The sequence below is a fragment of the Chryseobacterium barbadense genome (assembly GCF_042849955.1).
Taxonomy (GTDB): Bacteria; Bacteroidota; Bacteroidia; order Flavobacteriales; family Weeksellaceae; genus Chryseobacterium.
The window spans coordinates 17587-44171 of sequence record NZ_BAAFHL010000006.1 but is presented as its reverse complement, the minus strand read 5'-3'; the positions used below and the strand labels follow the sequence as shown (position 1 = coordinate 44171).

Here is a 26585-nt window from a genome sequence, read left to right as displayed (position 1 = left end):
GAGATACGAGACAGGAGGCAGAAGTTCTGATTTCCCGGTTTCATAGTCTCTTAATTTTTAAATTTTTTAATCTTTTAATTTTTTAATGAGCCATCGACGCATAGATAAACTTCACCGAACTACTCACCATTTCGATCACCGGTTGTGGGAAAATACCCAAAAGGATCACAAAAACTGCTAAACTTGCCAATACGGAAAATTCTGCTCCGGATAAATCTTTTGCAGTGCTTAATACCGCTTCATCACCTTCACCGAACATTGCTTTTCCGTAGAATCTCAATAAATACACAGCACAAAGAATTACCGTAAGACCTGCAATCACTGCTGCTAACCCGTTAAAACTGTATACTGATTTCAATAAGATAAATTCTCCAATAAATCCATTCGTCAATGGAACTCCCATTGAACCTAATATAATGATCAGGAATAACACGGCAAACTTAGGAGCCACTTTTGCTAAGCCTCCCATTTGCCTGATGTCTCTTGATTTAAATCTTTTGTATAAAATATCACAACAGTAGAATAAACCTACTACATTAATACCGTGAGCAAATGTTTGTACTAATGCACCTTCTGCACCTTCAATGGTGAATGTTCCTCTTAAAGTAACTACCGCTGAAGCGAAAATCCCCGCCACCATCAATCCAACGTGAGAGAAAGAAGAATAGGCAATGATTCTTTTCATATCAAACTGGATAATCGCAATGAGAGCCCCGTGTACAATTCCTACAATCGCAAGAATGATCACGATCTGTCCTGAAATTCCGGCAATCGGAATCGGAGTGATCGGCAATAAGTAACGTAATACTCCATACACTGCCATTTTCAGCATGATCCCTGATAAAAGCATGGATCCCTGAGTGGGAGAGTACGTATATGTATCCGGCTGCCAGGTATGGAAAGGGAATACCGGTAATTTCACTGCAAATGCAAAGAAAATGAACCAGAATACCACGGTCTGCTGTGTTTCGTTAAGCTGAGCATTATATAGATCTGTCAAAGCGAATGATGCTGAGTGATTGTACACATAGATCAAACCTGCTAACATGAATAATGATCCTACGAAAGTATACACGAAGAATTTCGTAGTGAATTCCAACCTTTTATTTTCCTGACCCCAAAGTCCTGCAATGAACCAGATCGGAATTAGCGTTACTTCCCAGAAAATGTAGAATAATAACCCGTCTAAGGATGTGAAAACTCCTACCAGTCCGAATTGCATTAGCAAAATCAAACCATAGAAAGAGTTTCTGTAGTTCACATTTTCATTGAAAGAAGATAAAATAATGATCGGCGTTAAGATATTGGTCAATAATAAAAGAAGCATACTCATTCCGTCAATTCCGAAATGAAGTGTACTTTTAATAAATTGTGACCAAGGATAGGTGATCTCATATTGCAGCTCACTGTCTACTGTAGGACCGAAGTTGAAATCCGATACTGCATAGAAAGTAAGAAGCATCTGTATCAATGCAATTCCTAGCGCCAAATGTTTGCTGGATTTATGATTCCAGGCAAAAACTAATCCCGAACCTACAAGAGGTAAAAGTAATAATGTTAATAGTAAATAAGACATTATTATTGTAATAAAAAGTTAACAATTAATATAATTCCCACTGCCAATGACATGATAAGAATATAATTCTCTACATTCCCGTTTTGAAGACGCTTCATGGATCTTCCACTGTCTTCAGCACCTTCACCTACGAAGTCTACAAAACGATCCAGAATACCCTTATCAAACATTTTTCCTCCGCGTCCTAATCCTTCAACAGTTTTTACAATCAATGCATTGTAAAGTTCGTCAATATATAGTTTTTTAGCAGAAAGCTTTTCCCATCCGGTATAGTTTTCCTCTGCAAGAGCCATCTTTTTCTTATTCACATACGTGTTTTTAACGATGAACCATACAGAGAAGAACATAATCACGGTAGCTCCTAAAAGGATCATCTCAGTGTTGAATTCCACTCCTGAAAGAGTAGCTTCCATTTGTTTGAAACTTTGCTCGGTAAGAACCGGCTTCAGCCATTCCATTAATTTAGCATAGTGACCGTGACCAATGAAGTGAGGAAGGTTGATGAAACCTCCGATTACTGAAAGGATGGCCAATACGATCAATGGTAATGTCATATTAAGCGGGCTTTCATGCAAGTGATGTTTTTGTTCTTCAGTCCCTCTGAACTCTCCATGGAAAGTCAGATAATACAGTCTGAACATGTATGTTGCCGTAACTGCTGCCAAAATGAATAGAATTACCCAATAAACGGGGTTTTTAGCAAATGCAGCGACTAAAATTTCGTCTTTGGAAATCATCCCCGAAAGTAAAGGGAATCCGGAGATCGCTAATGTTCCGATAAGGAAAGTAGCATGAGTAATTGGAATTACCTTTTTAAGTCCTCCCATGAAACGCATATCCTGCTCGTTGCTCATGGCGTGGATTACAGAACCTGCTCCCAAGAATAATAATGCTTTAAAGAAAGCGTGCGTCATTACGTGGAACATGGCTGTTGTATATGCTCCTAAACCTAAAGCAATGAACATGAATCCAAGCTGTGAAACGGTGGAATAGGCCAATACTTTTTTGATGTCGTTTTGACGAAGCGCATAGAATCCTGCTAAAGCTGCTGTTAGGAATCCGATGAATAAAATCCCTCCCTGAACAGTAGGTGCTAAAGTGAATAAGAAGTTGGATCTTACCACTAAATAAATCCCTGCCGTTACCATCGTTGCTGCATGGATTAATGCAGAAACAGGAGTAGGACCGGCCATCGCGTCCGGTAACCAAGTATATAAAGGAACCTGAGCTGATTTACCTGTGGCACCGATAAATAAACTCGCCGTAATAAAGATAATTACAGTTCCGTCCAATTCAAATTTTGAAGCATTCTGTGCTACGGAAAGATAATCTAAAGCATTGGTCTGAGAAGCGATCATGAAAATACCGATCAATAACGCAAGGTCACCGATTCTGTTCATAATGAAAGCTTTTCTTGCTGCTTTACCATATTCTTCATTCGTATACCAGAATCCGATTAGTAAATAAGAGCAAAGACCTACACCTTCCCATCCGATGAATAAGATCAGGTAGTTGCTTCCCATTACCAACAGTAACATGGAGAAGATAAACAGGTTCAGGTAAGTGAAAAACTTATAGAAACCTTTATCGTGGCTCATATATCCTATAGAGTACAGGTGGATCAAAGAACCGATCCCTGTAATGATCATGATCATCATCAATGAAAGCTGATCGATCTGGAATCCGAAATTGATCTGAACTCCATTGACTCTGAACCATTCAAAAGCTTTTACGATTACCGGCTGGCTTTCAGAATCGAAATCCATAAAAAGGCTTACAGAGATACAGAAAGAAGCAAAAACTACTAATGTCCCTAAAACTCCAACTACTTTTTTTGGAAGATTTTTTCCGAATAAACCGTTAATAAGAAACCCTAAAAGTGGTAAAAGTATTATTGCATACACTAAATTTTCCATTCCTTATCCTCTTAATTTATTAAATATACTTACATCTACAGAACGGGTATTTCTATATAGCATAGCAATAATTGCCAACCCTACCGCTACTTCTGCGGCAGCTACCACCATAATGAAGAAAACTAAAAGTTGTCCGTCACCGTTTCCTTTATACGCTGAAAAAGCAGCCAATAAAAGGTTTACAGAATTAAGCATAAGCTCTACACAACCTAAAATTACAATAGCATTCTTTCTTAATAGTACTCCCAACACTCCCAAACAGAATAATACTGATGAAAGGATTATGAAATACTCCAAAGGGACGCTTTGTATGAATGTATTTACTTCTCCCATAATTTTATAAATCTTTTTTACCGATTAATACCGCACCTACAATACCTGCCAAAATTAGGATGGATGCAAGTTCAAACGGCAAAACATATTCATTAAACAAAAGTCTTCCCAGATTTTTAGTAAGACCCACCCCTTTATCTACATTGTCTACTACAATGTGCTTCTCCTGAACTCCTCTGAAAACACCTAAAACACCTACTAACAAAAGACCTGCTGTAAAAACTCCAACAAACTTTAAAGTATTGTTCTTCTTACTTTCGTCTTCTTTATTAAGGTTAAGCATCATCAATATGTAAAGAAACAATACCATAATAGCTCCGGCGTAAACAATAATCTGAATGATTGCCAAAAACTGAGCATTCAAAAGAATATACATGCCTGCAATGGAGAACATGGTTACAATTAATGACAAAATAGCGTATAAAGGATTTCTTGCAAATACAAAGTAGACTGCACTTGCCACTGCTAAAAACGCCACCAAGAAAAATAAAATCTGATCCATTATTTTACCGCATTTTTTTGTTTCTCGGATTGTCTTGTCGTGATATCAATCCTTTCATTTATTTTTTCTACTAACTTATCTTTTCCATAGATGAAAGAACCTCTGTTGGTTTCCACATCCACCAATCTGTCTGTTAAATAGATCGCAGATTTAGGACAAGCTTCTTCGCACATTCCACAGAAAATACATCTCAACATGTTGATCTCATATACTGAAGCATATTTTTCTTCTCTGTAAAGGTGCTTTTCTTCCTTCGTTCTTTCAGCAGCAGTCATTGTAATAGCTTCTGCAGGACATGCCACAGCACAAAGCCCGCAAGCGGTACATCTTTCCCTGCCTTCTTCATCTCTTTTAAGAACGTGTTGTCCTCTCCAGATCGTAGTTCTTGGTTTTTGAACTTCTGGATAAGAGTAGGTAGGCGGACCTTTTACAATATTTCTTACAGCATGTTTGAAAGTGATTCCCATTCCTTTGAAAATCGCCGGCAAGTAGATTTTCTCAGCAAGGGTCATCTCCTTATTAGAAACAACTTTTGATCTGTTCGTAAGTTTCATTTAATTATAGATGTTAGATGTTAGACATTAGATTTAGACTAATCTTGTCTGTTATCTTAATTTTTTATATTTCACATTAGAAGATGGGAGGAGGTGATAATCATTCACTGTCACATCAACTTATTTTCATTTTTCTTAGTTTCCGAATGCTAAAATGACAGCTCCGGTAATGATCAGGTTCACTAATGCCATTGGAATTAATGTTTTCCATCCTAAGTGCATTAACTGATCATATCTGAATCTTGGAAGCGTCCATCTGATCCACATAAAGATCAGGATTCCGATAATTGTTTTCGTTAGAAATGCTACGATACTTAAAATTCCCGCAGTATTTTCTCCCCAATGCTGAGTTACCCATTCAATTCCCGGATAGTTATATCCTCCGAAGAAAAGAACCACCATAAATGCATTGGAAATAAACATGTTCACATATTCTCCGAACATGTATAATCCTAACTTCATTGATGAATATTCCGTAGAATATCCTGTTACCAATTCAGATTCACACTCAGGTAAATCGAACGGGTGTCTGTTGGTTTCTGCTAAAGCCGCTACAAAGAAAACAAGGAATGCGATCGGCTGGTATAAAATATTCCAGTTCAATCCATCCACTTCAAAAAGTCCCCAAAGTTTTCCAGTAGACTGACTCTGAGTAATTTCATTTAAATCTAAACTTCCTGTCATCATAATGATAGAAAGTAAGGCCAATCCCATTGCCAATTCGTAAGAAATCATCTGAGAAGAAGCACGGATGGCTCCGATTAATGAATATTTATTGTTGGAAGCCCAACCTCCGATCATAATTCCGTAAACCCCGATAGAAGCCATCCCGATGATGTATAATACACCTACGTCGATGTTAGCTACCTGAAGGTCAAAAGAAGTACCTCCGATATTTAAACTTTTACCCCAAGGAATTACCGCTCCGGTAATCAATGAAATGAACATTACGAGCGCCGGACCCAATATGAAGAGGAATTTCTCTGCATTGGCCGGTGTAAAGTCTTCTTTGAAGAAAAATTTACCCCCATCGGCAAGCGGTTGTAGTAATGCGAACGGACCAGCTCTGTTGGGCCCGATTCTATCCTGCATAACAGCAGCAACTTTTCTTTCCGCCCAGGTAGAGTAGGCCGCTATCGTTAATGATAACAGGAAAAGTGCTAATACAAGTATAAGTTTAAATGTTAATAAATCCATTTTATTTTTATAGATGTTAGATAGTAGAAATTTGAAGATGGAAGCTGGAGAATGGAAGTTTTCTTCGCATTACCAGAGGTTTTCATTTTCAAATTAACTCATTATCAAATTTTCAAATTTATTGTTCGTCTTTTTCGCTGATTTCTTTAGCCATCGGATTGTCTAAAACTCTTAGTTCATCCTTAGGTTTTTCATAATGGTTCAGGGAAATTACAGAATGTCTGTCGATATGTCTTGGACCTTCAATATTCCAGTCGCCCAGGCTTTTTCTTTCGAAACGGCAAGTATCGCAGATGAATTCTTCCACTTCTCCCCACTGGTCTTTTCTGGCAGTAACTCTTACAATTTCGTCACCTTTCATCCATACCACAGCTTTTCCTGAACATTTATCGCATTTGCAAGAAGCATTCATAGGGTTGGTAAACCAAACTCTGCTTGCAAAACGTGCTGTTCTGTCTGTTAAAGCTCCTACCGGGCAAACATCAATAATGTTTCCGATAAAGTCATTATCTAAGGCTTTGTTCAGGTAGGTTGAAATTTCAGCGTGATCTCCTCTGAAAAGAATTCCGTGCTCTCTTGTATCTGTCAGCTGATTTGCTGTCAATACGCATCTTGCACACAGAATACAACGGTTCATATTCAATTTGATGTTCGGACCAAGGTCGTCTGCATCATAAGTATTTCTTTCGAATTCAGTTCTTGTATTTTCAACCCCATGCTCATAACCAAGATCCTGTAAATGACATTCCCCTGCCTGATCACAGATAGGGCAGTCTAACGGGTGGTTGACCAATAAAAACTCAGTAACGGCTTTTCTTCCTTCCTGAGCTTTTTCAGAAGTAAGATTCTTTACTTCCATACCATCCATTACATTGGTTCTGCAGCTCGCAACCAATTTCGGCATAGGACGAGGATCTGCTTCAGACCCTTTAGAAACTTCCACAAGGCAAGTTCTGCATCTTCCTCCACTGGTTTCCAATTTGCTGTAGTAGCACATTGCAGGAGGTACAGATTTTCCACCGATCTGTCTTGCGGCTTCCAAAATAGAAGTGCCCGGCAAAACTTCAGTAGTCTGTCCGTCTATAGTTATTTTGAATTTTTTAACCTCTTCGCTCATATTCTATGCTTTTCGCTTATGCCTTTAAGCATCAGCTCTATTTTAATTATGCTTTTTTGTATTAAATGTATATCCGATCCCGAATACCAATTCACCAAAGGTAAAATCCTGGGTTGCTTTATCAATTTTTACATTTTCCTGGGTGGTTCTCACACTTGGTAAATTGATGTACCCATATTTAAAATCTGCTTTAGCCACAATATGGTTCCATAATACGATATTGATCCCCGTTCTTGCATCCATTCCAAATCCTGCCAGATGGAAATGATCACTTTCCTCTTTTCCCATTAAGGTAGCATCCGTTTTAGGAATTAAAACACCTGCTCCTAAACCATACGTCCAGAATATATCAAACTTATTTTTATTAAGAATCTGTTTGTATTTCTGAACACCAAGATTAAGATAGTTCAATCCATTGGTATGCTCATATTTCAAAAACTGGCCATCTGAAAGATTAATTTTTCCATCATTGACCATAGCTGCATATTTCGGATCTTTAACATATCCCTCAAATTCTACAGCCTGATCCTGATCCATTACATATTTCATATGGTCCAGCCCCAAAGTGATCCCTAAATTATCTTTTACAAAATAAGTAATATGGTAATTCACCTGTGGAATAAATACTTCCGTGGGATTAATATAATGGCTGAAGTTTTTTATGGATGTAGGCCTGTCGTGTGCAGACACGTTTTTCAGGGTAAAATTATAATCCTGACCATAAAAACGGATGTCGGAATCAGAGAACCAGCCTCTGTTCCATCCCCAAAATATCATTACTGAACCTTTTTTGAACGCTTCTCTTTGAGCCTTTACGCTCATGGTCACTGTTAATAATAACAGCAACAATAATTTATTTTTCAATTGTTTTTTATTTGTATTTAGGGATTAAACTGTAGGAGCCGGAATAGGATCTGCATAATGTGCCAATCCATAGTTTTGTGTTAAACATAATTCCGGGTTCTTCACGTGCCATTCAAATTCATCCCTAAAATGACGGATCGCTGCTGCCACAGGCCAGGCTGCTGCATCACCTAACGGGCAAATGGTATTTCCTTCAATTTTTCTCTGGATATCCCAAAGCAAATCGATGTCTTCCATTTTTCCCTGTCCGTTCTCTATTTTCTTTAAAATTTTGTACATCCATCCCGTTCCTTCACGGCAAGGTGTACACTGTCCGCAACTTTCGTGATTATAGAATCTCGCTAAAGTCATGGTATGTTCTACGATACACTGGTCTTCATCCAAAACAATGAATCCACCTGAACCCATCATGGTTCCGGTAGCAAATCCACCATCAGCCAATGATTCATAGTTCATGTATCTTGGTTCTCCATTTACGGTTTTTAACAATAAGTTCGCCGGAACAATCGGAACTGAGCTTCCTCCGGGAATACAGGCTTTTAGTCTCTTTCCGTTCGGGATACCCCCGCAATACTCATCAGAATAAATGAATTCTTCAACGGTAATCGTCATATCGATCTCATACACTCCGGGTTTGTTGATGTTTCCACAAGCGGAAATCAATTTGGTCCCTGTAGATCTTCCTACTCCGATTTTGGCATATTCAGCTCCTGTCATTTCAATGATCGGAACTACTGCTGCTATGGATTCAACGTTATTTACTACTGTTGGTCTTTCCCAAAGTCCTTTTACAGCCGGGAATGGTGGTTTTAGTCTTGGGTTTCCTCTTTTTCCTTCAAGGGATTCAAGCAATGCGGTTTCTTCTCCACAGATATAAGCTCCACCTCCTCTCTGGACATAGATTTCACAATCGAAACCGGTTCCTAAAATATTTTTACCTAAAAATCCTGCGGCTTTTGCTTCTTCAATAGCTTCTTCCAGAATATCCGGAATCCATGAATATTCTCCACGGATGTAGATATATGAAACATTGGAACCTAAACAGTAAGATGATATCAACATTCCCTCGATCAATACATGAGGAAGGAATTCCATTAAATATCTGTCTTTGAAAGTTCCCGGTTCAGATTCGTCTGCATTCACTACCAGGTGTCTTGGAACACCTTCCGGTTTTGCCAAAAAGCTCCATTTCATCCCTGTCGGGAATCCTGCTCCACCACGTCCTCGAAGTCCTGAAGCTTTTACTTCTTCAAGAATTTCGTCGGGAGTCATTTTCAAGGCTTTTTCTGCTGCGGTGTAACCTCCCTGTTTGCGGTACGTTTCAAAGTAACGGATGCCTTCTATATGTGCGTCTTTAAGTAAAAGTTTTTTACTCATTGTATAGTTTAATTAGTCCAAAGCAATTTGTCCCTGTCTGCAAAGATCAAGGATTTCATCTACTTTTTCTATCGTTAAATTTTCGTGATAAAATTTCCCCAACTGCATCATCGGAGCATAACCGCATGCACCAAGGCATTCAGCAGGTTTTAAGGTGAACATACCATCTTCGGTAGTTTCTCCGTCCTTAATGTTCAGTTTGGTTCTGATGTGGTTTAAGATCTTCTCACTTCCGCACACCATACAAGGTCCTGTTCTGCATACCTCTAAAACATATTTCCCAACAGGTTTCATATTGAACATCGTATAGAAAGTGGCCACTTCATATACTTCAATGGGTTGTATGCTTAACAATTCAGCAACATAGTCCATCACAGGAACATCTAACCAGCCTCCGAATTCTTTCTGTGCTAAATGCAGAACGGGAAGCAAAGCTGATTTTTGTCTTCCTTCAGGATATCTCGCGATAATTTTATGTACCTGTTCTAAACTTTCCGGTTTAAAAGCTATTGTTTCGCTCATTTTCTTTAATGTATTATTGTACAACGTACAATGTACTAATGACTTTTTTTATTTTAATCACTGTAAAAATCATGAATACATTCTACAATGATACTTTTTACAATTTTATGCGTCTAATTCTCCCGCAATTACATTCAGGCTACACATCGTTACGATTGCATCTGAAATTACAGAACCTGTAATCATTTCCGGATACGCCTGATAATAAATAAAGCATGGTCTTCTGAAATGAAGTCTGTAAGGACTTCTTCCTCCATCACTCACTAAATAGAAACCTAATTCTCCGTTTCCGCCTTCAACAGCATGATATACTTCTCCTTTTGGAACATCCGTTTCTCCCATTACGATTTTGAAATGGTAGATCAATGCTTCCATTTTCTGATATACATCTGCTTTTTCAGGAAGATAGAAATCAGGAACGTCTGCATGGAATGGCCCTTCAGGAAGGTTTTCGTATGCTTGTTTGATGATTTTGATAGATTCCCAGATTTCCTGCTGACGAACCATGAAACGGTCGTAAGTATCTCCTGAAGTTCCTACAGGGATAATGAAGTCGAAATCCTGGTATGAAGAATAAGGCTCTGCAACTCTTACGTCATAATCTACTCCTGTTGCACGTAAGTTTGGACCTGTGAAACCATAGCTTAATGCTCTTTCTGCAGAAATTGCTCCCGCTCCGATGGTTCTGTCCATGAAGATTCTGTTTCTTTCTAATAAATTACAGAATTCCTGGAATCTTGGTGGGAATGTTTTTAAGAAGTCTTTGATCAGTTCATGGAATTTAGGAGTAAAGTCTCTTTCAAATCCACCGATTCTTCCCATATTGGTTGTCATTCTGGCTCCGCAGATCTGCTCATACAGGTCATAGATACGTTCTCTTTCGATGAACATATAGGTAAGACCTGTAATAGCTCCGGAATCCATTCCTGTTACACCGTTACAAATTAAGTGGTCCCCAATTCTCGCTAATTCCATCAGGATAACACGCATATAATCTACACGCTTAGGAACTTCCACTCCGATCAGTTTCTCTACAGTCATGTGCCATCCTAAGTTATTGATGGGTGCAGAACAGTAGTTCATACGGTCGGTAAGGGTAGTGATCTGAGCATAATTTCTTCTTTCGGAAATTTTTTCAAATGCTCTGTGGATATATCCTACGGTTTGCTCAGCGTGAAGGATTCTCTCTCCGTCCATCGTTAGGACATTCTGGAAAATCCCGTGAGTAGCAGGGTGAGTAGGTCCTAAATTGAGGGTGTATAATTGCCCGTCAATCTGTTCCTTACTTTCGTATTGGTTAAGTATATTAGATAATGAGTTATCTTTCATAATATATCATTGATAGTTGATAAGCGATAATTGATCATTAATCAATTGTCATCTATCATTATATTTTATTGTTATCTTCCGAACATGCTATCGTCCTTATCGGTTCTGGTACCGTCTTCCAGGCGATATTCCTTCAACATTGGGTGGTATCCGAGATCTTCCATATTTAAGATGGGTCTTAAATCCGGGTGTCCTTTGAATTTAATTCCGTAGAAATCATAGGTTTCTCTTTCCATCCAGTTAGCTCCTGCATATAGATCTACCAGAGAATCTATCTCTACATTTTCTCTGGTCATAAAAGCCTTCAGGCGGATTCTGAAGTTAGTCATCATATTTTGCAAATGATAAATAACGCCAATTTCTTTCTCCGGGAATTCAGGATAATGGATTCCACAAACATCGGTAAGGAAATTGATTTCCAAAGACGAGTCTTTCAGATAATGAATTACTTTTTTGATATCATCTTTTTTGATTTCCACCGTCAGCATTCCATAAGGCTCTGAGCTGGAAATTACAGATTCCGGAAATTCTCTTGTGATTGCTTCTAATACAAATTCGTTTGTCATTTCCGTTAGTTGCTTATGTTGTAAGAATCTAATAATTTTTGATATTCAGGCATATCTCTTCTTCTGATGCTTTCGCTTTCGGCAAGGGCCTGAACCTGCATTACCCCTTCAATGATCTGCTCCGGTCTCGGAGGACATCCTGGAACATATACATCAACAGGAATAATTTTATCGATTCCCTGTAATACAGAGTATGTATCAAAAATACCACCGCTGGAAGCGCAAGCTCCCACTGCAACCACCCATTTTGGCTCTGCCATTTGAGTGTACACTTCTTTTAGGACGGGTCCTAATTTCTTTGATATAGTTCCGCAAACCATCAGCATATCTGCCTGTCTTGGTGAGAAAGAGTTTCTTTCCATACCAAATCTTGAAGCATCATAGGTAGGGTTCAGGGTAGCCATAAACTCGATACCGCAACAAGAGGTTGCGAATGGCAACGGCCAAAGAGAAAATTTTCTGGCCATCCCGATTACACTGCTCAGTTTCGTTGCGAAAAATCCTTCTCCTTCATATCCTTCGGGAGCAGGTGCATCTGTTCTTATTACTGGTTTTTTATCTGACATCTTGTAGATGATTAAAATTGATTTTAAATTCTAGATTTTAAATTTTAAATTTCTCATTGAGCTTATTTTAAAATCACCATCTAAAATTTGTAATTAAAATTTATAATTCTTACTTATCCCAATCCAATGCGCCACGCTTCCAAACGTAAAAGAATGCCACAAAGAAAATGGCTACGAAGGTAAGCACCGCAAGGAAGCCTTCAAATCCGAATTCTCTGAAGTTGACAGCATAGGGGTAAAAAAATACGATTTCAATATCGAATAGTACAAACAACACGGCCGTTAAGAAATACTTAATGGAAAACGGCGTTCTTGCATTTCCTTCCACAGCAACCCCACATTCCCAGCTCTGGTTTTTTACAGAATTTCCTTTTTTCTGGCGTGGACCTAAGAAATGGGCTCCAAGCAATGAAACAGCTACAAAAGCAACAGCTACACCTGCTTGAATAAGGATTGGAATATAACTTTCAGGTAAATTCATTTTTGCATTATTATCTCAATTTGCAAATTTAATGAATAAACAAGAAAGCATGAAATTTATCAGATTAAAAGTAAGATGAAAATTAGAAAAATTGGTAATTTAGAATTAATAAAAATTAGCTGGTGATGATTAACTTTTTGGTGTAAGTTTGTCCTTTTTTTGTAGTGACAGTCAATAGGTAGTTTCCTTTTGATATTCCGGAAACATCTAATCTTTCTATTGGGTTCTGATTAGAGAAATCTTTAATCAGCCTTCCTGAATTATCAAACAGTTGTATGGCAAGTATCTCACGACGAGCAATATTGGTGTCACAGATAACCGTATTTTTCACAGGATTTAGCACATTGAAGTAAATACCGGAAGCATCGGTTTCCCGAACTGCTAAAGGAGTTGGAGTACAGGTGGCTTCAGTGGAAGTAAGGTCATATATGGCTGCTGCACCATTCACTTTATGATTAAATGTCCTGATGGCAGGTCCTATTTGTTTATTTACCATATCAAGTTCATGTAAAGTAGACTCTGCAAATAAAGTCCGAATGACATATACTTTGGAATGGATTCCGTAATTGATGGAAAATGCGGCATAGATATTTGAAGATCCTAAAGTCATGAACGGGCAGCTTTGTGAAGGATTGGCCATATTAATTTCAAGTATTCCCGTGAGAGTACATAAAAAAATCCTTCCTTCGTAAAAAAAGAGATCACCAGCACTAAATTGACCAGTAGGAAGATTGCCCATATCTGTAAAGGCACCTGTACTGATATCATACCTGTATAATTTGTTTGGAGATCCTGTACCATATATGTATTTCCCTGCATCAGAAATGAGTGAGGTAATGGAGGCGTTTGTTATCGTGAAATCCCCAAGATAGTCACAGCTAGAATTGGAACTGTTTTTTCTGTATAATTTTCCTGAGGTGGTTACATAATAAATATTATTGGAGCCATCAAGGGCGATGTCCGTATAGGTTTCCGGATAGGTAGCCATTGTAGGCGGACAAAAAGGTTCATCTATCTCAGTTAAGTTTGAAATATCAAGCTTATAGACCTTGTTTGTATTGGTCCCCACAATAGAGTTCACGTAGAATTGTTGTGAAGATAATGGTGCAGAAGTAAAAATAATTCCCCCAAAAATCTTTAATAATAAGTTCATGGTAATCAGGTTATTAATTTATTATAAAAATAGAAAAATATCCTGATAATGAACAAAGGTCTTTTGTAATTGTTATTACTTTTTCATTTTTTTTAGTAAACAATAAGCCATATAGGCAATGTAACCGAAAAGTACACTGGTGTACAAAATACTAATTACAGCATCGGTTTTGTCATCTTTTGCCTGAAGAAAAAAATTATAAACAATAAATCCTGCGATTAAAATACCGAAAATAATCAGTTGCTTTTTCATGGATAAAACTTATAATTATATTTTGCGCTTGTATTTATTCCCACAGATCCCACGGATTGACACAGATGTTTGCGCATTTTAAATTTGTGAAATTATGGATTAAAAAAATTAGATTTCTAAAGAATAGGTTCTTCTTCTTTTGTGATTCACAGGGTTGTAATCCTGCCACAATAGCTGGATGCTTTTGTTCTCTTCCAGTTCAGGGTTCGTTTCTAAATATTTCACTCCCTTTTTTCTGAAAATTTCCCAAATTTCCTTGAAAATAATAGAAGTAATTCCTCTTCTCTGATATTCGGGATGAATACCGATTAAGTAAAAATTGGCTCTGTCATTTTTTTTCCCGGCTTGCAGGAAATGCCACCAACCAAAAGGAAGTAGCTTCCCCTTTGATTTTTGCAATGCTTTGGAATAAGAAGGCATTGTAATGGCAAATGAAATAAGATTATTGTTGGCATCGGCAATACAAACGATAAAATCTTTATCGATAAGCTTGAAATATTTCTCCTTGTAGGTTTTGCGTTGCTCCTCTGAAATGGGAGTGTATGTTGAAAGGTGCTTATACGTTTCATCCAGAAGATCAAACATGGGATCAACATACTGGATGATTTCTTCCTTGGTCTTAAACTTTAAAACTCTAAGCTGATATTTCCGGGAAATTAATTCATTAAACTTGTGGATTTTATCAGGAAGAATATCAGGAAATATGATTTCGAATTCCACCCATTCCTTTTCTTTGATAAGTCCTAAATTTTCAAGGTGTCTAGGATAATAATCATGGTTGTAGATCCCGATCATAGTAGCCAATTTGTCAAAACCTAATGTCAGCATTCCTGCCTTATCAAGATTGGTAAAGCCCATTGGTCCTTCAATCTTCTTGATATTTTTTTCTTTGGCGTAGTCGATGGCTTTTTGAATCAGCGCTTGCGACACTTCGGGATCGTCAATAAAATCGATCCATCCGAACCGAACTTTTCGGATGCCCAGTTCTTTTTCTTCTTTGTAGTTAATGATAACAGCAATTCTTCCTACTATTGTATTGTTTTTGAAAGCCAGGTATTGTTTTGATTCTGAGTATTTTAACGCGGGATTTTCATTGCTGTTCCAGATATTGATCTCATCATTGATAAAGGAGGGTACGTAATATGGATTTCCTTTATAAAGATCCATGGGAAACTTTACAAATTGTTTTAATTCATCACGTGTTTTTACTTCAACTACTGTAACTTTAGACATAGCTTTCCAAGGGGTAATTAGGGAACAAATATAAATAATAATATGTAATACTTTGGCACAGTTTTTACATCTTAAAGATTAAAAATATTTATCTTAAAAAATGACAGGTTATTATATTATTATTGGGATTTCTATGCTGGTAAGCTGGTTTGTTTCATCCCGATTGAAATCTAAATTTGAGTATTATTCCCAGGTACATCTTCGAAACGGGCTTTCGGGAAAGGAAGTAGCGGAAAAAATGCTGAGAGATAACGGGATTACAGATGTTCAGGTGATTTCAGTTCCCGGACAATTAACCGATCACTATAATCCGGTAGATAAAACTGTAAACCTTTCTGAAGGTGTTTATATGCAGAGAAATGCTGCAGCCGCAGCTGTAGCTGCCCACGAATGTGGCCATGCCGTACAACATGCTGTAGGATATTCTATGCTTCAGCTACGTTCAAAGCTTGTTCCGATTGTTAATATAAGCTCTAATCTGATGCAGTTTGTTCTTATTGCAGGTATTGGTATTATGGCGGCAACACAAAGCATTGATGATCCGAACGGCAATACTACTGTTCTTGCCATTGGAATACTTATGTTTGCATTCACTACCTTATTTGCTTTTGTAACGCTTCCTGTAGAATATGATGCGAGTAACAGAGCGATGAAATGGCTGAAAGATACCGGAACCGTAACTTCTGAAGAATATGTAGGTGTGAAGGACAGTCTGAAATGGGCTGCGAGAACGTATGTGGTGGCTGCCATAGGATCTTTGGCTCAGCTTCTTTACTGGGCGTCCTTACTGATGGGTGGAAGAAGAGATTAATCTTATTTAAAAAGAAATATAATATCCCGGACAAATTGTCCGGGATATTTTTTTGCCGGATTTCAGCTGAATTCAATACTTTTGATATATGATACAAAGATCGAATGTATAAAAGAAATATACAGATGCCGGATCAACAGCAGGTAACCTATTTAATTAAAGTAGTTGCTTTTTTTTGGCTGATCACTAAAATATGGAGCTATAAAACCTGGGTTACGGATAGGATGTACCCCGTTATTCCGTCGTTGGATATTTTTAAATATGTTCCTGGTCTTGTGCATGAACTTTTATTTGGTTTTTCTGTGTTGGCTTTATCACTGATCTTATTTATTAAGGCAAGGCGTTGGTTGCTTATTTCTCTTTTTTTATCAGAATTAATGAGCTGTTTATTAGATACTGTGCGATGGCAACCATGGGAATATATGTATATGTGTGTTCTTTTAGGAGGCATTGTTAATTTTCACAAGCCTAAAAATGTTCTGCTGCTAATGCATCTGTTTTTGGTGTCCATTTATCTTTTCAGCGGTTTACATAAGTTTAACCGGGGCTTTCTTTGCTTAGCCTGGATGAATATGATCCTCATTGATTTCCTTGGATTATCGATGGACGTTATTTTGAAATATAAATTGTTCTTTGTTGGATTATTGATTCCTGTCGTAGAGCTGGTTTTGGCTGTTCTGTTATTGATTTCAAAATCAAAAAGAAAGATCAGCTATGCATTCATTGTCATCCATGTTATTATTTTGATTGTTATTGGCCCTTTTGGATTGAATCATAATTCAGTAGTGTGGTTCTGGAATGCAGCGATGATTTGTATTCTCTTGATTATATATGTAAAACCAATTGATCCTATCACCAAAAACTTTTGTGTTTCAAATTTTTATTGGCTTATCCTCTGGTTTATAATGCCAGTTTTCAGCTTTTTCGGACATTGGTATCAATATTTTTCCTTTAACCTGTATTCCGGAAAAGGAGAGCAGCTGTATATCTGCTTTTCAGAAAAGAAGGAAGAACTAAAACCTTATTTTGAGCCAAAAACAAATACTATTTGTCAGGGTAAGCCCTGTGTTAATTTGCAGAACTGGGCTTTAGCTGAAATTAAATCCGCACCGCTTCCCGAAGCCGAAAATTATGAAAAGATTGCTGTTTATATGAAACAAAAGTATCCGGAAAGCTTAACAAAAATCATATCCTATAATCTTCAGAATCAGAAAATAGTAGAGTGGTAGGGATGAAAAGCTAATCTAAAAACCGGCACTCTACGAACTGTAGCTTCGTTAAAGATTCCCGGATGTCATCTTTATGTTTGGTTTTTACTTTAGCTGTAATTACAGCTCTTTCCTGTGAGTCGAAATTGATGATTTTGGCATCGAATTTTGAAAGTAAGGTGAAAATGGTATTTTGCTGGTTAAAATTAAATTTGACCTCAATTTCCGCTTCCAGCTCTTTGATTATAATATTGACTTCTTCCAAAGTTATCTTTGCAGACTCTTTGTAAGCTTTCACCAATCCTGAAACGCCCAGTTTGGTTCCTCCATAATATCGAACTACAATAACCAGAACGTTAGTAACATCATTCGCTAAAAGTTGATTGTAAATAGGTAACCCAGCGCTTCCGGAAGGTTCCCCGTCATCATTGGCACGGTAGTTTTCTCCGTTCAATCCCATCCTGAAAGCATAACAATGGTGTGTTGCTTTTGGGTGTTCTGCTCTGATTTTTTCTAAAGCACTTTTCAATTCTTCTTCGTTACCCACGGGATAAGCAAATCCTATGAACTTGCTGCCTTTCTCTTTTAATAGGGTAGCCTCTACCGGTTTCTCAATAGTTTTATATTCAAACATCATTAGTTCTCCCTCCTGTAAAATTGTATTAAATTATCTCTGAAATTTTCTGTTGCCATAGGATTAAATTCAAATTTGGGAGCTTTTGTCCCGTTTTCCAGAAGCAAATTTTCATTTTTAATAAGAATGGCTTCATCCCAGAGACCGGCATTGATGAATTGCTGCAAAGTAAAACGGCCTCCTTCAATAATTACAGATTGGATCTGTTCTTTATATAGAGCACCCATTAAATCCTGTAAAAAATTCTCTTTTCCGATTTTCAGGAATTGAATATTGCCGGAAGTTCCTTCTGTCATGCTGTTGAAGACAAGAGTCCTGGATTCATCATTGTAGATTTTGAAGTCTTCAGGAACTTTTAAATCAAAATCAATTAAAATTCTGACAGGATTTATCCCTTCAACATTTCTCACTGTTAAGCCAGGATTGTCATTAAGTGCAGTTTGGGTTCCCACAAGAATAGCATGTTCGTCTGATCTTAACTGATGTACAAACTGATTGATCAAGCTGTTTGAAACGGGAGTAGGTTTAAAATCTTTATCTAAAAAGCCATCACCGGATTCTGCCCATTTTAAAATGATATAGGGTCTTTTCTTTTCATGATAAGTGAAGAATCTTTTATTCAGTTCAATGCATTCTTTTTCCAGAACTCCGGAAATAACTTCAATTCCTGCGTCCTGGATGATTTTTTTTCCTTTTCCGTTCACTTTATCATGAGAGTCCATAGCTCCGATGACCACTTTTTTAAACCCCAACTCCTTAATTTTCAAAGCACAAGGCGGCGTTTTGCCATAATGGGCACAAGGTTCTAAAGAAACATAAATGGTAGACTCGGGAATTAATGATTTATCTTCAACAGAGTTAATGGCATTGATCTCCGCGTGATTTTCTCCGGCTTTGTGGTGGTAGCCTTCTCCGATGATTTTATTGTTGTGAACGATTACGCTTCCAACCAGCGGATTGGGATAGGTACGGCCCAGTGCTTTCTGAGCCAGCTCAATACATCTTTTTATATATAACTCGTCCTGCATAGTAAGAAAAAAGCGAAGACAAAATACTTTGCTTCACCTTTTTAAATTTTAAGTTATTACTTTAGCTTCTAATTTTTTTCTTTTTCCTTGTAAGCTTTCAGCTCTTCTTTCAGGTTCTTATTTTCTTCTTTTAACAGATTGATATAATCCTGCAGATTATCTATCATAGAAGCTGGGATATTGTAGTTGATATTGTTACCATGAAGAAGGTTATAAAAACCGGAATTCTCACTTATGGTATTATATTCATTGTTGATAACCACTTTAGATTCTTCATCTTCATAGATGTCTTCTACCGAAACATTTAAGAACTTTGCTATTTTTTCCCATTCTTCTCTGATGATTTTTACATCTCCGCTTTCTTTTCTGCTATAGTTCGAAACATCCGTAGCAATGATATCTGCAATCTGTTGCTGGGTATATCCTTTCTTTTTTCTTATGGTGCGAAGTTTTTCTTTTTGCATGTTTGTCTTTTTTTACAAAAATAATATTAAGTTTCGGTTAAATCCGGATCCTAATTGTCGCCGGAAATAATACTGTGAAGATTTTGTTTTAACGTTTCCAGATGAGCCTTTTTATCATCAATCGTATTAAAGGTGTCTTTTAACAGAGGGTTTTCTCTTGACGGATTGTTGAAGAAAGACAGGTTGTTTTCCAATTTTACGATTTCTGCTTCAAGGTCAGAGATCTGGCTCTTGATTTTTCTGGCTTTATCGGTAAGCTGGTTTTCAGATAATCCTTCTTCCTTAAGCTCAAGCTCATTGATTTTATTCAATCTCAGCTTTTCTCTCAGCGTTTTGTTGAATTCGGAATTGATTGAAATTTTATCTCTCGGAACTTTTCCGATATTGTTCCATGCCGTTTTTATCGCTTCTATCCTTTCAATGCTGCCATCTTCATCGGTTACCGTTTTCAATTCATCAAGAAGCTCTTTTTTATGCTTGTAATTTTCCTTCCAGTTATCTGTGGAAGCGTTGCTTTTTTCTCTGTAGTTATTGAAAAATGCATTGCAGGCATCACGAAATTCATCCCAGATCTTATTGGTCATGCTTTTGGGAACATGGCCTATTTTTTTCCAGTCGTCCTGAAGCTTTTTGAATAAAGGAACGGCAATATCCCAATCTTCATTGTTCACATTATCTTTAGCCGTCTGGATCAGTTTTAGTTTTTCTTCCAGGTTAGCCTGCTGAGAACCTTTTAAAGATTTATAATAGCTGTTCTTATGGGTATTGAAGCCTCTTAAAGTCGTTTTGAAATCATTCCAGTTCTGATTGGATAATTTTCTTGGAACACTTCCGGTTTTTAAAAATTCGGAACGAAGATCCTCCACTTTTCTGATGGCATTTTGCCAGTAATTGTGATTAGGAGTTTCTGAAGGTTCAGACAGCTTTTTGATTTCGGCAATAATCTGGTTTTTCTTTTCAAGATTATTATTTTGTTCTGTTTCAATGGCTGCTGAAAGCTCGGATTTTCTTTCGTGGATTTTATTGGAAATTTCTTTGAATTCTTCCCATGTTTTTTCACGGAATTCTTCTGCTACGGGCTCAGCCTCTTCTTTCCATAATTTATGAAGGTACTGTAGTTCGTTTAATGCTTTTTGAATAACAGGCTCGTTTTCCAGTTCTTTGGCGCGGGCAATAATGTGCTGTCTTTTTTCAAGATTATGGCTGTATTCCTGCTCCAGAAATTCTTTATTCAGATCCAGCATCTGATAAAACTGATTCAGATGATGGAAATAGTTATTGTTAAGGATCTTGAATTCAGATTTAGCCACCTGCCCGGCTTTAGACCAGTCTTCCTTGATCTCACGGATAGATTTGAATAAGTTGGTGCCCGGTTCTGAATTGGTGTAAAGATTTTTAAGCCTTTCGATGATACTTTGGCGGTGCTCAAGATTTTTCTTTTGCTCTTCTTCCTGCTTTTTCTGAAAATTATCCTGCTTTTCCCTGAATATGTTTACCAGCGCTGAAAATCTGGCTTGTGAAGGATGTTCATAGCTGAAATTTTCGGGAGCGTTTCCGGCTTCTTCAAATTCATGCCTTTTGTCTTCCACTTCATCATGGATGTAGTGACTTGCTTTTTCTTTTAAAAGATTGAATGCTTTGAAATTTTCACCGGCATTGGGAGCGTTGATGATTTTTTCCATTTCTTTTAAAGCATCAGATAAAGAAATATCCGTATTCACATGCTCTTCCAGATGTTCGGAATCATCATCATGCGGATTTTCATCGTGGGAAACAGTGCTTTCCGACGTTTCTTCTTGAGGTACTTCGGTAGAATTTTTCTTTTCTTCGTTTTCAGAAAGATTGTTTTCTGTAATCATAGCAAATCTTTTATGAGTAGGCGTAATATATTGCAGCTAAAAGCCAATTAATGCACTAATTTAGGTTATTTTTTTTGAAAATTCCAAATTTCCCAAGCTTTTTCTGCTTGCTGTTCAAGCATATAGTAGCCGTTCACTGTTTTTGCTCCTTTTCCGGATGCATTAATAATGAATTGCGTATAGTTGGGATTGTAGATCAAATCGATTACCAGATGTTTATCAGAGAGCCCTTCAAAAGGGAAAGGTAAACAGTCTTCCACATTCGGAAAAGTACCGACAGGAGTACATTGTATAATAATAGTATGTTCCTGTACTGTTGCGGTATCTAAATTTTCAAAGTTTACTTCTGAATTCCTTGAAACAGTCTGGGATGGGATCCCATTTTTCTCCATAACATATTGTACCGCTTTTGCAGCACCTCCGTTCCCAAGAATAAGAGCAGAGGTATGGTGAGGTTTTTTATGAAGCAATAATGTCTTTTCAAATCCGAAGGCATCCGTATTATATCCTGTCTTTTTTCCGTTTTGAATTAAAACACAGTTTACGGCACCTATTTTTTCAGCCTCGTCACTCAGTTCATCCAGATAATCCATGATCTTTTCCTTGTAGGGAATTGTGACGTTAAATCCTAACAGTTGAGGATCAGAAAAAAGGTTTTCCACTTCGTGGATCTCTTTTAAATCAAAAATATCGTAGGAAATATCCTTCAGCATTAATTTCTGAAACTTATCGGTGAAAAATTTTTTGGAAAAGGAATAAGAAATATTTCTTCCTATCAAACCTAATTTTTTATTGGAATCCATAGATCAAAAATAAAAAAAAGACCGAATAAATCGGTCTTTAAGTTTGAATATTTTCTGTTACTCTACAATAAATTTTGCGGTAGTATTACCTGCTTTAAGAATGTAATTTCCTTTGATGATATTTCTGAGCGTAATTTTATCAGAAGTCTTAAAAGGATGGGTAATAACCTGAATCAGTGCTCCGGACATATCGTAAATTTCTGCTCTGGAGATCGTAGTAAGATTTTCTCCTTTTACATAAAGCTCATTGTTTTTTACCGGATTAGGATAAATGGTGAATCCTGAAGTTTTTTGAATCTCATGAGTACCCAATACGGAATTCGGATTGATGATTCCCAGATTATCACAGGTATTCTGAGGGAAAGAATTCCATTGTGAAAGAGAGAAAGTAGTGGAAGGATTGCTTACATTTCTTCTTAATGTAACGTCCGCTGCAAAATCAGCAGATCCTCCGTTAAAGGTTCCTACGATATCAATAAGCACTCCGTTTTTAAATAACCCGACAGGGTCATTTCCATTAAAATCTATAGGTGCTCCGCCTAAAGTCAGATTACTTGTAAACGAACAGGTAAAAGCGGCTCCTGAATGGGTAATCACAAAAGCCGATGAAGGCTGAAGAGTTCCTGTTAATATGGCTTCATTTACCCAGCTGCCACCTCCGTTAGCCTGTTTTTTGATAGAATAATTGCTAAGGTCAATAGGGTCTGGTGTAGCATTTGTTAATTCAAGAGCTTTATTGTTGCTTGAACCTTCCACATACTCAGAAATGTATAACTCGCTGGAAGAGCCACCTGCAGGAGGAGTATTGGTGGTAGTGAAATTGAAAGGAGCAGAAGCAGGAGATACATTTCCGGCTGCATCGGTAGCGACCACGGTTACCTGATAAGTCGTGTTAGGATTTAAACCATAAACATTGATGGAATTGGTTCCTGAACTTCCATAAAGAACACCATTGATGTATACATTATATCCTGTAACAGCTATATTATCAGTAGAAGCGGTCCATGTGATGGTGGCGGACCCGCCTGTGATATTTGAAGCGGCCAAATTAAGCGGAGTCGTTGGCGGAGTTGTATCTGGAGTTGTATTGACGTATCCCCATACATCATGCACCCATGCCGGGTGGTCAATATAAGGATTTCTGTTTCCCTGGAATGCATAAGCATTATTATTTCTGTCAATTTCTCTTTGAGAAACCGGATCTGCATCATGCCAGGCTAAAAGTACCTCCAGTTCCCATTGAGTTAAACTTCTTGTCGTTGTTCCATCCAGCATATTACCGCTCGTAAAGCCGGGAACCTGGTTTTGATATCTTGTAACAAAATAAAAGATCATTCTGGCAATATCACCTTTGAAGGCGTTGATAGGTTCAAAAGCCGTTCCGGAATAACCAGGAGTTGTATTAGGACCTAATTTTGAGCCGTTTTGAGAAGTCCATGTAGGGTTGGTGACAACTCCGTAAGGATAATCACTTCGCATTCCATTTACTTTTCCATCAGTAGGAGGAATAAAATGAATGTCATTTTTCATCGGACTTGCCGAATTAAAAAGACTCTGCGGTACAGTGTGTTCTCTATTGTAACAAGCGCCTTCTGCTGAATAATTTCCACATTGATCAGAGATAATAGTGTATTCATAAGGATCTACTCCGTTAGGATTCTCAGAGTACATATCCAATACTTTTCCATTATTTTCATAATAGTAATCGCGGTCTGTTGTCTGATAGCCTGTCCATAGTCCATTATAGCCCTGGTCGCTATGGCCGTTGCTGATAATCTCACTAAGTTTTGTTTTTAAGGCATAACCCGTTAACCCTGTAGTGCCGTTATAGTAACCCGTTGGGATCTGTGCAAAAGCATTCATACATACCGAGCACAGAGAAAAAGAGAATAAAATTCGTTTCATCTTAAAAAATTGGGCAGTAAAGTTACAAAAAAAGGAAAGACTAACACATTAATTTTTAGTAATATACTCTTTACTGATCTTTGAAAAGAACCATGAAATGGTAAACCCGAATAATGATGCGGTAAGCGCTACAATAAGATAGTTTTTTCCTACTATTTTTACCGGGAAAGGCAAAGCTTCATTTGCTCTGAAGAATTCTGTGTAAAGTTGAAAATAGCATAGCGCAGTTCCTAAAAGTAACCCCGTAATGATTCCTGAAACAACAATCAGAATGCCGGTGTAGAAATATGTTTTTCTTAAGTGACTGAGTGGGAATCCTAATGAAATTAAAGATCTTGCCTGTTCTTTTTTATCGAGCTGCAAAATAATAATAGCTCCTGCTAAATTGAATGTTGTAATAAAAATAACCAAAGCAAAGATAAGGTATATAAACAGCTTTTCCGTGTTGATCATCTTCCAGAAAGCGGCATTTTCCTCTTCCTTCGTCTTAATCTCAATACTTTTACCGAAAGCCGACAGTAAATTTGCTTTTACAAGATCTGTATTTTCAGGATTTTTTAATTTGATGACAATCTGGTACGCAGATTTCTTCGGAAGGTCCAGTAATTCTTCCGTAAGCTCAATAGGAGAAATAATATAATTGTTTAATTGATCCTTTCCGGGAAAAACACCGGTTACGAGAATATCTTTTTTATTATAGATATCTTCTTCCTTGCTGATGATGCCGGTTCCGGGTTTAGGCATGAAAACCGTGGCGTAATTTCCTGAAGAGGCAACAGGTAAGGATAATCTGTTGTCCAGTGAGTTTTCCATTAATACTTCATTAGAGTATTCGAAGCCGGGGTAGGTTCCATAGAAAACATCCTTATTAATTGGGTTTACTTGTATATAAGCGGAATCAACCCCTCTCAGATAGGCAATATCTCCTTTTCCGTTGTAGCTGATGTATACTTTTTCTTCGATAACGCGGGAAAAACTATCGATTGCCTTATTGTTTTTTAAAGCATCACTTATTTTACTAAGATTTTTAATCGTTTTGCCGTTGGTGCTTTTCACCGTAAGATCAGCATGAAGATTGGAAATAAGTTCTTTGTTCAGCTCCTCCAATCCGGAAAATACGGAAATAATGACGAACATGGCAGCTACAGCAACAGTCATTGCCCCTACGGCCAACCACGTAATGAACGTAACCGCAGTACTGCCTTTTTTTGCTAAAAGGTATCGTGACGCTATGTAAAATGCAATGTTCTTCAAAACTATAAAACAGGATTGTCGCCTTCGCCTCTTAGTTCTTTTTCAAGCTTTTCAACATCATCAAGAGAAGTATCCAGGTAAAAGTTAAGCTGAGGGATTACACGTACCTGTTTTGCCATTTTCTGACCAATAAAATTTCTGTATTGGGGCTTGTTTTCCTCAATTTCTTTCATAATAGCGGAACGGAATTCCTGTGGAAATATGCTTAAGTAGATTTTGGCAATACCTAAATCTGCAGTTACTTTTACATCAGAAACCGTTACCAAAATGCCCTGTTTGCTGTCTGCAGCCTGTTTACGGAAAAGTTCTGCGAAATCTTCCTGTATAATTTGTGCTACTTTTCTTTGTCTGTTGCTCTCCATAAGTTATGCAAATTTAGTACTTTTGTTTGAATTGATGCGCTGAAGTTATATTCATTGTATCAAATTTACGATTTAATTATATTATACTATGAAGTTAGAACATATCGGCATTGCCGTAAAATCTTTGGGAGTTTCGGATGAACTTTTTGAAAAACTGTTAGGAAAAAAATCCTACAAAAAAGAAAGCGTAGAAAGGGAAGGAGTCATAACTTCTTTTTACGAAACAGGGGAAAGCAAAGTGGAACTTTTGGAAGCGAGCAATCCTGAAAGTCCGATCTCAAAATTTATTGATAAGAAGGGAGAGGGAATCCATCATCTGGCTTTTGGCGTTGACAACATCCTTGAAGAGGTTCAGCGCTTAAAAAAAGAAGGATTTCAGTTTATTTCCGAAGAGCCTAAAGAAGGTGCTGATAATAAATTAGTTGTGTTCTTGCATCCAAAATCCACCAATGGAGTATTGGTAGAACTTTGTCAAGAAAAGGGATAAAAAATTTTGTAGTGAAATAAATTTTGTTATTTTTGCAGTCACAAAATTTAACCAGATTTTGAGGCCCTATAACTCAGTTGGTTAGAGTAGCTGACTCATAATCAGCAAGTCCTTGGTTCGAGCCCAAGTGGGGCCACAATAAAATTAACACCTGCAAATAATGTAGGTGTTTTTTATTTCTGCACATGAAAAAATAAAAAGAATTAACGTTTTTTATTTGTTTTATGCTTTT

28 protein-coding genes and 1 tRNA gene are annotated in these 26585 nt (G+C 37.4%); 4 read left to right on the top strand and 25 right to left on the bottom strand.

The features are described 5' to 3' along the window. Positions 1–82: 82 nt before the first annotated feature. The 17 genes from ACGHIN_RS04950 to ACGHIN_RS04870 all read right to left on the bottom strand — a co-directional run bounded on the left by ACGHIN_RS04950 (position 83) and on the right by ACGHIN_RS04870 (position 15538). Complete coding sequence (locus tag ACGHIN_RS04950) at positions 83–1576, bottom strand: complex I subunit 4 family protein (RefSeq protein WP_390451337.1); 1494 nt, start codon at positions 1574–1576, stop codon at positions 83–85. A gap of 2 nt (positions 1577–1578) precedes the next feature. After that, a complete protein-coding gene (gene nuoL / locus ACGHIN_RS04945) occupies positions 1579–3492 on the bottom strand; it encodes an NADH-quinone oxidoreductase subunit L (protein ID WP_390451334.1) in 1914 nt (637 codons plus the stop codon). A 3-nt stretch (positions 3493–3495) separates the two neighbouring features. Further along, positions 3496–3825 (bottom strand): NADH-quinone oxidoreductase subunit NuoK, encoded by a 330-nt coding sequence (gene nuoK, locus ACGHIN_RS04940; RefSeq protein WP_100076692.1) that lies wholly within the window; start codon positions 3823–3825, stop codon positions 3496–3498. Positions 3826–3829: 4 nt separating this feature from the next. Further along, a complete protein-coding gene (locus ACGHIN_RS04935) occupies positions 3830–4327 on the bottom strand; it encodes an NADH-quinone oxidoreductase subunit J family protein (RefSeq protein WP_390451330.1) in 498 nt (165 codons plus the stop codon). Beyond that, complete coding sequence (locus tag ACGHIN_RS04930) at positions 4327–4881, bottom strand: NuoI/complex I 23 kDa subunit family protein (protein WP_390451328.1); 555 nt, start codon at positions 4879–4881, stop codon at positions 4327–4329. The genes ACGHIN_RS04935 and ACGHIN_RS04930 overlap by 1 nt, the downstream gene beginning before the upstream one ends. Before the next feature lie 135 nt (positions 4882–5016). Next, positions 5017–6093: an NADH-quinone oxidoreductase subunit NuoH gene (nuoH, locus tag ACGHIN_RS04925; protein WP_390451458.1), complete on the bottom strand. Its 1077-nt coding sequence runs from the start codon at positions 6091–6093 to the stop codon at positions 5017–5019. A 103-nt stretch (positions 6094–6196) separates the two neighbouring features. Further along, positions 6197–7195, bottom strand: a complete 999-nt coding sequence (locus ACGHIN_RS04920; protein ID WP_390451325.1) for an NADH-quinone oxidoreductase subunit G — start codon at positions 7193–7195, stop codon at positions 6197–6199. Between the two features lie 42 nt (positions 7196–7237). Further along, entirely contained in the window at positions 7238–8059 is an 822-nt protein-coding gene (locus ACGHIN_RS04915) for a hypothetical protein (RefSeq protein ID WP_390451323.1), read from the bottom strand. Between the two features lie 24 nt (positions 8060–8083). Further along, entirely contained in the window at positions 8084–9436 is a 1353-nt protein-coding gene (gene nuoF, locus ACGHIN_RS04910) for an NADH-quinone oxidoreductase subunit NuoF (protein ID WP_390451321.1), read from the bottom strand. 12 nt (positions 9437–9448) lie between these two features. Beyond that, a complete protein-coding gene (locus ACGHIN_RS04905; RefSeq protein WP_121462988.1) occupies positions 9449–9958 on the bottom strand; it encodes an NADH-quinone oxidoreductase subunit NuoE family protein in 510 nt (169 codons plus the stop codon). A gap of 105 nt (positions 9959–10063) precedes the next feature. Beyond that, a complete protein-coding gene (gene nuoD, locus ACGHIN_RS04900; protein ID WP_390451319.1) occupies positions 10064–11287 on the bottom strand; it encodes an NADH dehydrogenase (quinone) subunit D in 1224 nt (407 codons plus the stop codon). Positions 11288–11358: 71 nt separating this feature from the next. Next, the gene (locus ACGHIN_RS04895; protein ID WP_390451316.1) at positions 11359–11853 is read right to left on the bottom strand and encodes an NADH-quinone oxidoreductase subunit C; all 495 of its coding nucleotides are present in this window, start codon (positions 11851–11853) and stop codon (positions 11359–11361) included. Positions 11854–11858: 5 nt separating this feature from the next. Beyond that, complete coding sequence (locus ACGHIN_RS04890) at positions 11859–12419, bottom strand: NADH-quinone oxidoreductase subunit B (RefSeq protein WP_002983540.1); 561 nt, start codon at positions 12417–12419, stop codon at positions 11859–11861. A 109-nt stretch (positions 12420–12528) separates the two neighbouring features. After that, entirely contained in the window at positions 12529–12900 is a 372-nt protein-coding gene (locus tag ACGHIN_RS04885; protein WP_121462991.1) for an NADH-quinone oxidoreductase subunit A, read from the bottom strand. A 115-nt stretch (positions 12901–13015) separates the two neighbouring features. Continuing rightward, entirely contained in the window at positions 13016–14053 is a 1038-nt protein-coding gene (locus ACGHIN_RS04880) for a T9SS type A sorting domain-containing protein (protein WP_390451310.1), read from the bottom strand. 75 nt (positions 14054–14128) lie between these two features. Beyond that, positions 14129–14305, bottom strand: a complete 177-nt coding sequence (locus ACGHIN_RS04875) for a hypothetical protein (protein ID WP_390451307.1) — start codon at positions 14303–14305, stop codon at positions 14129–14131. A 108-nt stretch (positions 14306–14413) separates the two neighbouring features. After that, positions 14414–15538, bottom strand: a complete 1125-nt coding sequence (locus ACGHIN_RS04870) for a GNAT family N-acetyltransferase (RefSeq protein WP_390451305.1) — start codon at positions 15536–15538, stop codon at positions 14414–14416. 100 nt (positions 15539–15638) lie between these two features. Between ACGHIN_RS04870 and ACGHIN_RS04865 the strand changes: the two genes are divergently transcribed. Together ACGHIN_RS04865 and ACGHIN_RS04860 are read left to right on the top strand one after the other, a co-directional pair. Next, positions 15639–16349 (top strand): zinc metallopeptidase, encoded by a 711-nt coding sequence (locus ACGHIN_RS04865; protein ID WP_390451302.1) that lies wholly within the window; start codon positions 15639–15641, stop codon positions 16347–16349. A 125-nt stretch (positions 16350–16474) separates the two neighbouring features. After that, on the top strand, positions 16475–17578 hold the full coding sequence (locus tag ACGHIN_RS04860) for a hypothetical protein (protein ID WP_390451299.1): 1104 nt from the start codon (positions 16475–16477) through the stop codon (positions 17576–17578). Between the two features lie 10 nt (positions 17579–17588). Here ACGHIN_RS04860 and ACGHIN_RS04855 read toward each other — a convergent pair whose 3' ends face one another. The 8 genes from ACGHIN_RS04855 to rbfA form a co-directional block, all read right to left on the bottom strand. Beyond that, the gene (locus tag ACGHIN_RS04855) at positions 17589–18194 is read right to left on the bottom strand and encodes an IMPACT family protein (protein WP_390451298.1); all 606 of its coding nucleotides are present in this window, start codon (positions 18192–18194) and stop codon (positions 17589–17591) included. Further along, on the bottom strand, positions 18194–19219 hold the full coding sequence (ribD, locus tag ACGHIN_RS04850) for a bifunctional diaminohydroxyphosphoribosylaminopyrimidine deaminase/5-amino-6-(5-phosphoribosylamino)uracil reductase RibD (protein WP_390451295.1): 1026 nt from the start codon (positions 19217–19219) through the stop codon (positions 18194–18196). The genes ACGHIN_RS04855 and ribD overlap by 1 nt, the downstream gene beginning before the upstream one ends. Positions 19220–19287: 68 nt before the next feature. Beyond that, positions 19288–19683 carry a helix-turn-helix domain-containing protein gene (locus tag ACGHIN_RS04845; RefSeq protein WP_390451292.1) on the bottom strand — a complete coding sequence of 132 codons (396 nt, stop codon included), beginning with the start codon at positions 19681–19683 and terminating at the stop codon, positions 19288–19290. A gap of 50 nt (positions 19684–19733) precedes the next feature. Beyond that, on the bottom strand, positions 19734–21542 hold the full coding sequence (locus tag ACGHIN_RS04840; protein WP_390451290.1) for a DUF349 domain-containing protein: 1809 nt from the start codon (positions 21540–21542) through the stop codon (positions 19734–19736). A 65-nt stretch (positions 21543–21607) separates the two neighbouring features. After that, positions 21608–22345, bottom strand: coding sequence for a shikimate dehydrogenase family protein (locus ACGHIN_RS04835; RefSeq protein ID WP_390451288.1), 738 nt, complete (start codon positions 22343–22345; stop codon positions 21608–21610). A 57-nt stretch (positions 22346–22402) separates the two neighbouring features. Continuing rightward, a complete protein-coding gene (locus tag ACGHIN_RS04830) occupies positions 22403–24250 on the bottom strand; it encodes an endonuclease (protein WP_390451286.1) in 1848 nt (615 codons plus the stop codon). Positions 24251–24298: 48 nt separating this feature from the next. Continuing rightward, the gene (locus tag ACGHIN_RS04825; protein WP_390451283.1) at positions 24299–25504 is read right to left on the bottom strand and encodes an ABC transporter permease; all 1206 of its coding nucleotides are present in this window, start codon (positions 25502–25504) and stop codon (positions 24299–24301) included. Positions 25505–25506: 2 nt separating this feature from the next. Next, positions 25507–25866 carry a 30S ribosome-binding factor RbfA gene (gene rbfA, locus ACGHIN_RS04820; protein ID WP_121463003.1) on the bottom strand — a complete coding sequence of 120 codons (360 nt, stop codon included), beginning with the start codon at positions 25864–25866 and terminating at the stop codon, positions 25507–25509. 88 nt (positions 25867–25954) lie between these two features. On the opposite strand from rbfA, the gene mce reads away from it, so the two are divergent. Together mce and ACGHIN_RS04810 are read left to right on the top strand one after the other, a co-directional pair. Next, positions 25955–26353 carry a methylmalonyl-CoA epimerase gene (mce, locus tag ACGHIN_RS04815; protein WP_390451279.1) on the top strand — a complete coding sequence of 133 codons (399 nt, stop codon included), beginning with the start codon at positions 25955–25957 and terminating at the stop codon, positions 26351–26353. A gap of 62 nt (positions 26354–26415) precedes the next feature. After that, positions 26416–26489, top strand: a tRNA-Ile gene (locus ACGHIN_RS04810). Positions 26490–26585: the final 96 nt, after the last annotated feature.

Coding starts and splice junctions, on each gene's coding strand:
- ACGHIN_RS04950 (WP_390451337.1), bottom strand. CDS start 1,576: ATGTCTTATTTACTATTAACATTATTACTTTTACCTCTTGTAGGTTCG.
- nuoL (WP_390451334.1), bottom strand. CDS start 3,492: ATGGAAAATTTAGTGTATGCAATAATACTTTTACCACTTTTAGGGTTT.
- nuoK (WP_100076692.1), bottom strand. CDS start 3,825: ATGGGAGAAGTAAATACATTCATACAAAGCGTCCCTTTGGAGTATTTC.
- ACGHIN_RS04935 (WP_390451330.1), bottom strand. CDS start 4,327: ATGGATCAGATTTTATTTTTCTTGGTGGCGTTTTTAGCAGTGGCAAGT.
- ACGHIN_RS04930 (WP_390451328.1), bottom strand. CDS start 4,881: ATGAAACTTACGAACAGATCAAAAGTTGTTTCTAATAAGGAGATGACC.
- ACGHIN_RS04920 (WP_390451325.1), bottom strand. CDS start 7,195: ATGAGCGAAGAGGTTAAAAAATTCAAAATAACTATAGACGGACAGACT.
- nuoF (WP_390451321.1), bottom strand. CDS start 9,436: ATGAGTAAAAAACTTTTACTTAAAGACGCACATATAGAAGGCATCCGT.
- ACGHIN_RS04905 (WP_121462988.1), bottom strand. CDS start 9,958: ATGAGCGAAACAATAGCTTTTAAACCGGAAAGTTTAGAACAGGTACAT.
- nuoD (WP_390451319.1), bottom strand. CDS start 11,287: ATGAAAGATAACTCATTATCTAATATACTTAACCAATACGAAAGTAAG.
- ACGHIN_RS04895 (WP_390451316.1), bottom strand. CDS start 11,853: ATGACAAACGAATTTGTATTAGAAGCAATCACAAGAGAATTTCCGGAA.
- ACGHIN_RS04890 (WP_002983540.1), bottom strand. CDS start 12,419: ATGTCAGATAAAAAACCAGTAATAAGAACAGATGCACCTGCTCCCGAA.
- ACGHIN_RS04885 (WP_121462991.1), bottom strand. CDS start 12,900: ATGAATTTACCTGAAAGTTATATTCCAATCCTTATTCAAGCAGGTGTA.
- ACGHIN_RS04880 (WP_390451310.1), bottom strand. CDS start 14,053: ATGAACTTATTATTAAAGATTTTTGGGGGAATTATTTTTACTTCTGCA.
- ACGHIN_RS04875 (WP_390451307.1), bottom strand. CDS start 14,305: ATGAAAAAGCAACTGATTATTTTCGGTATTTTAATCGCAGGATTTATT.
- ACGHIN_RS04870 (WP_390451305.1), bottom strand. CDS start 15,538: ATGTCTAAAGTTACAGTAGTTGAAGTAAAAACACGTGATGAATTAAAA.
- ACGHIN_RS04865 (WP_390451302.1), top strand. CDS start 15,639: ATGACAGGTTATTATATTATTATTGGGATTTCTATGCTGGTAAGCTGG.
- ACGHIN_RS04860 (WP_390451299.1), top strand. CDS start 16,475: ATGCCGGATCAACAGCAGGTAACCTATTTAATTAAAGTAGTTGCTTTT.
- ACGHIN_RS04855 (WP_390451298.1), bottom strand. CDS start 18,194: ATGATGTTTGAATATAAAACTATTGAGAAACCGGTAGAGGCTACCCTA.
- ribD (WP_390451295.1), bottom strand. CDS start 19,219: ATGCAGGACGAGTTATATATAAAAAGATGTATTGAGCTGGCTCAGAAA.
- ACGHIN_RS04845 (WP_390451292.1), bottom strand. CDS start 19,683: ATGCAAAAAGAAAAACTTCGCACCATAAGAAAAAAGAAAGGATATACC.
- ACGHIN_RS04840 (WP_390451290.1), bottom strand. CDS start 21,542: ATGATTACAGAAAACAATCTTTCTGAAAACGAAGAAAAGAAAAATTCT.
- ACGHIN_RS04835 (WP_390451288.1), bottom strand. CDS start 22,345: ATGGATTCCAATAAAAAATTAGGTTTGATAGGAAGAAATATTTCTTAT.
- ACGHIN_RS04830 (WP_390451286.1), bottom strand. CDS start 24,250: ATGAAACGAATTTTATTCTCTTTTTCTCTGTGCTCGGTATGTATGAAT.
- rbfA (WP_121463003.1), bottom strand. CDS start 25,866: ATGGAGAGCAACAGACAAAGAAAAGTAGCACAAATTATACAGGAAGAT.
- mce (WP_390451279.1), top strand. CDS start 25,955: ATGAAGTTAGAACATATCGGCATTGCCGTAAAATCTTTGGGAGTTTCG.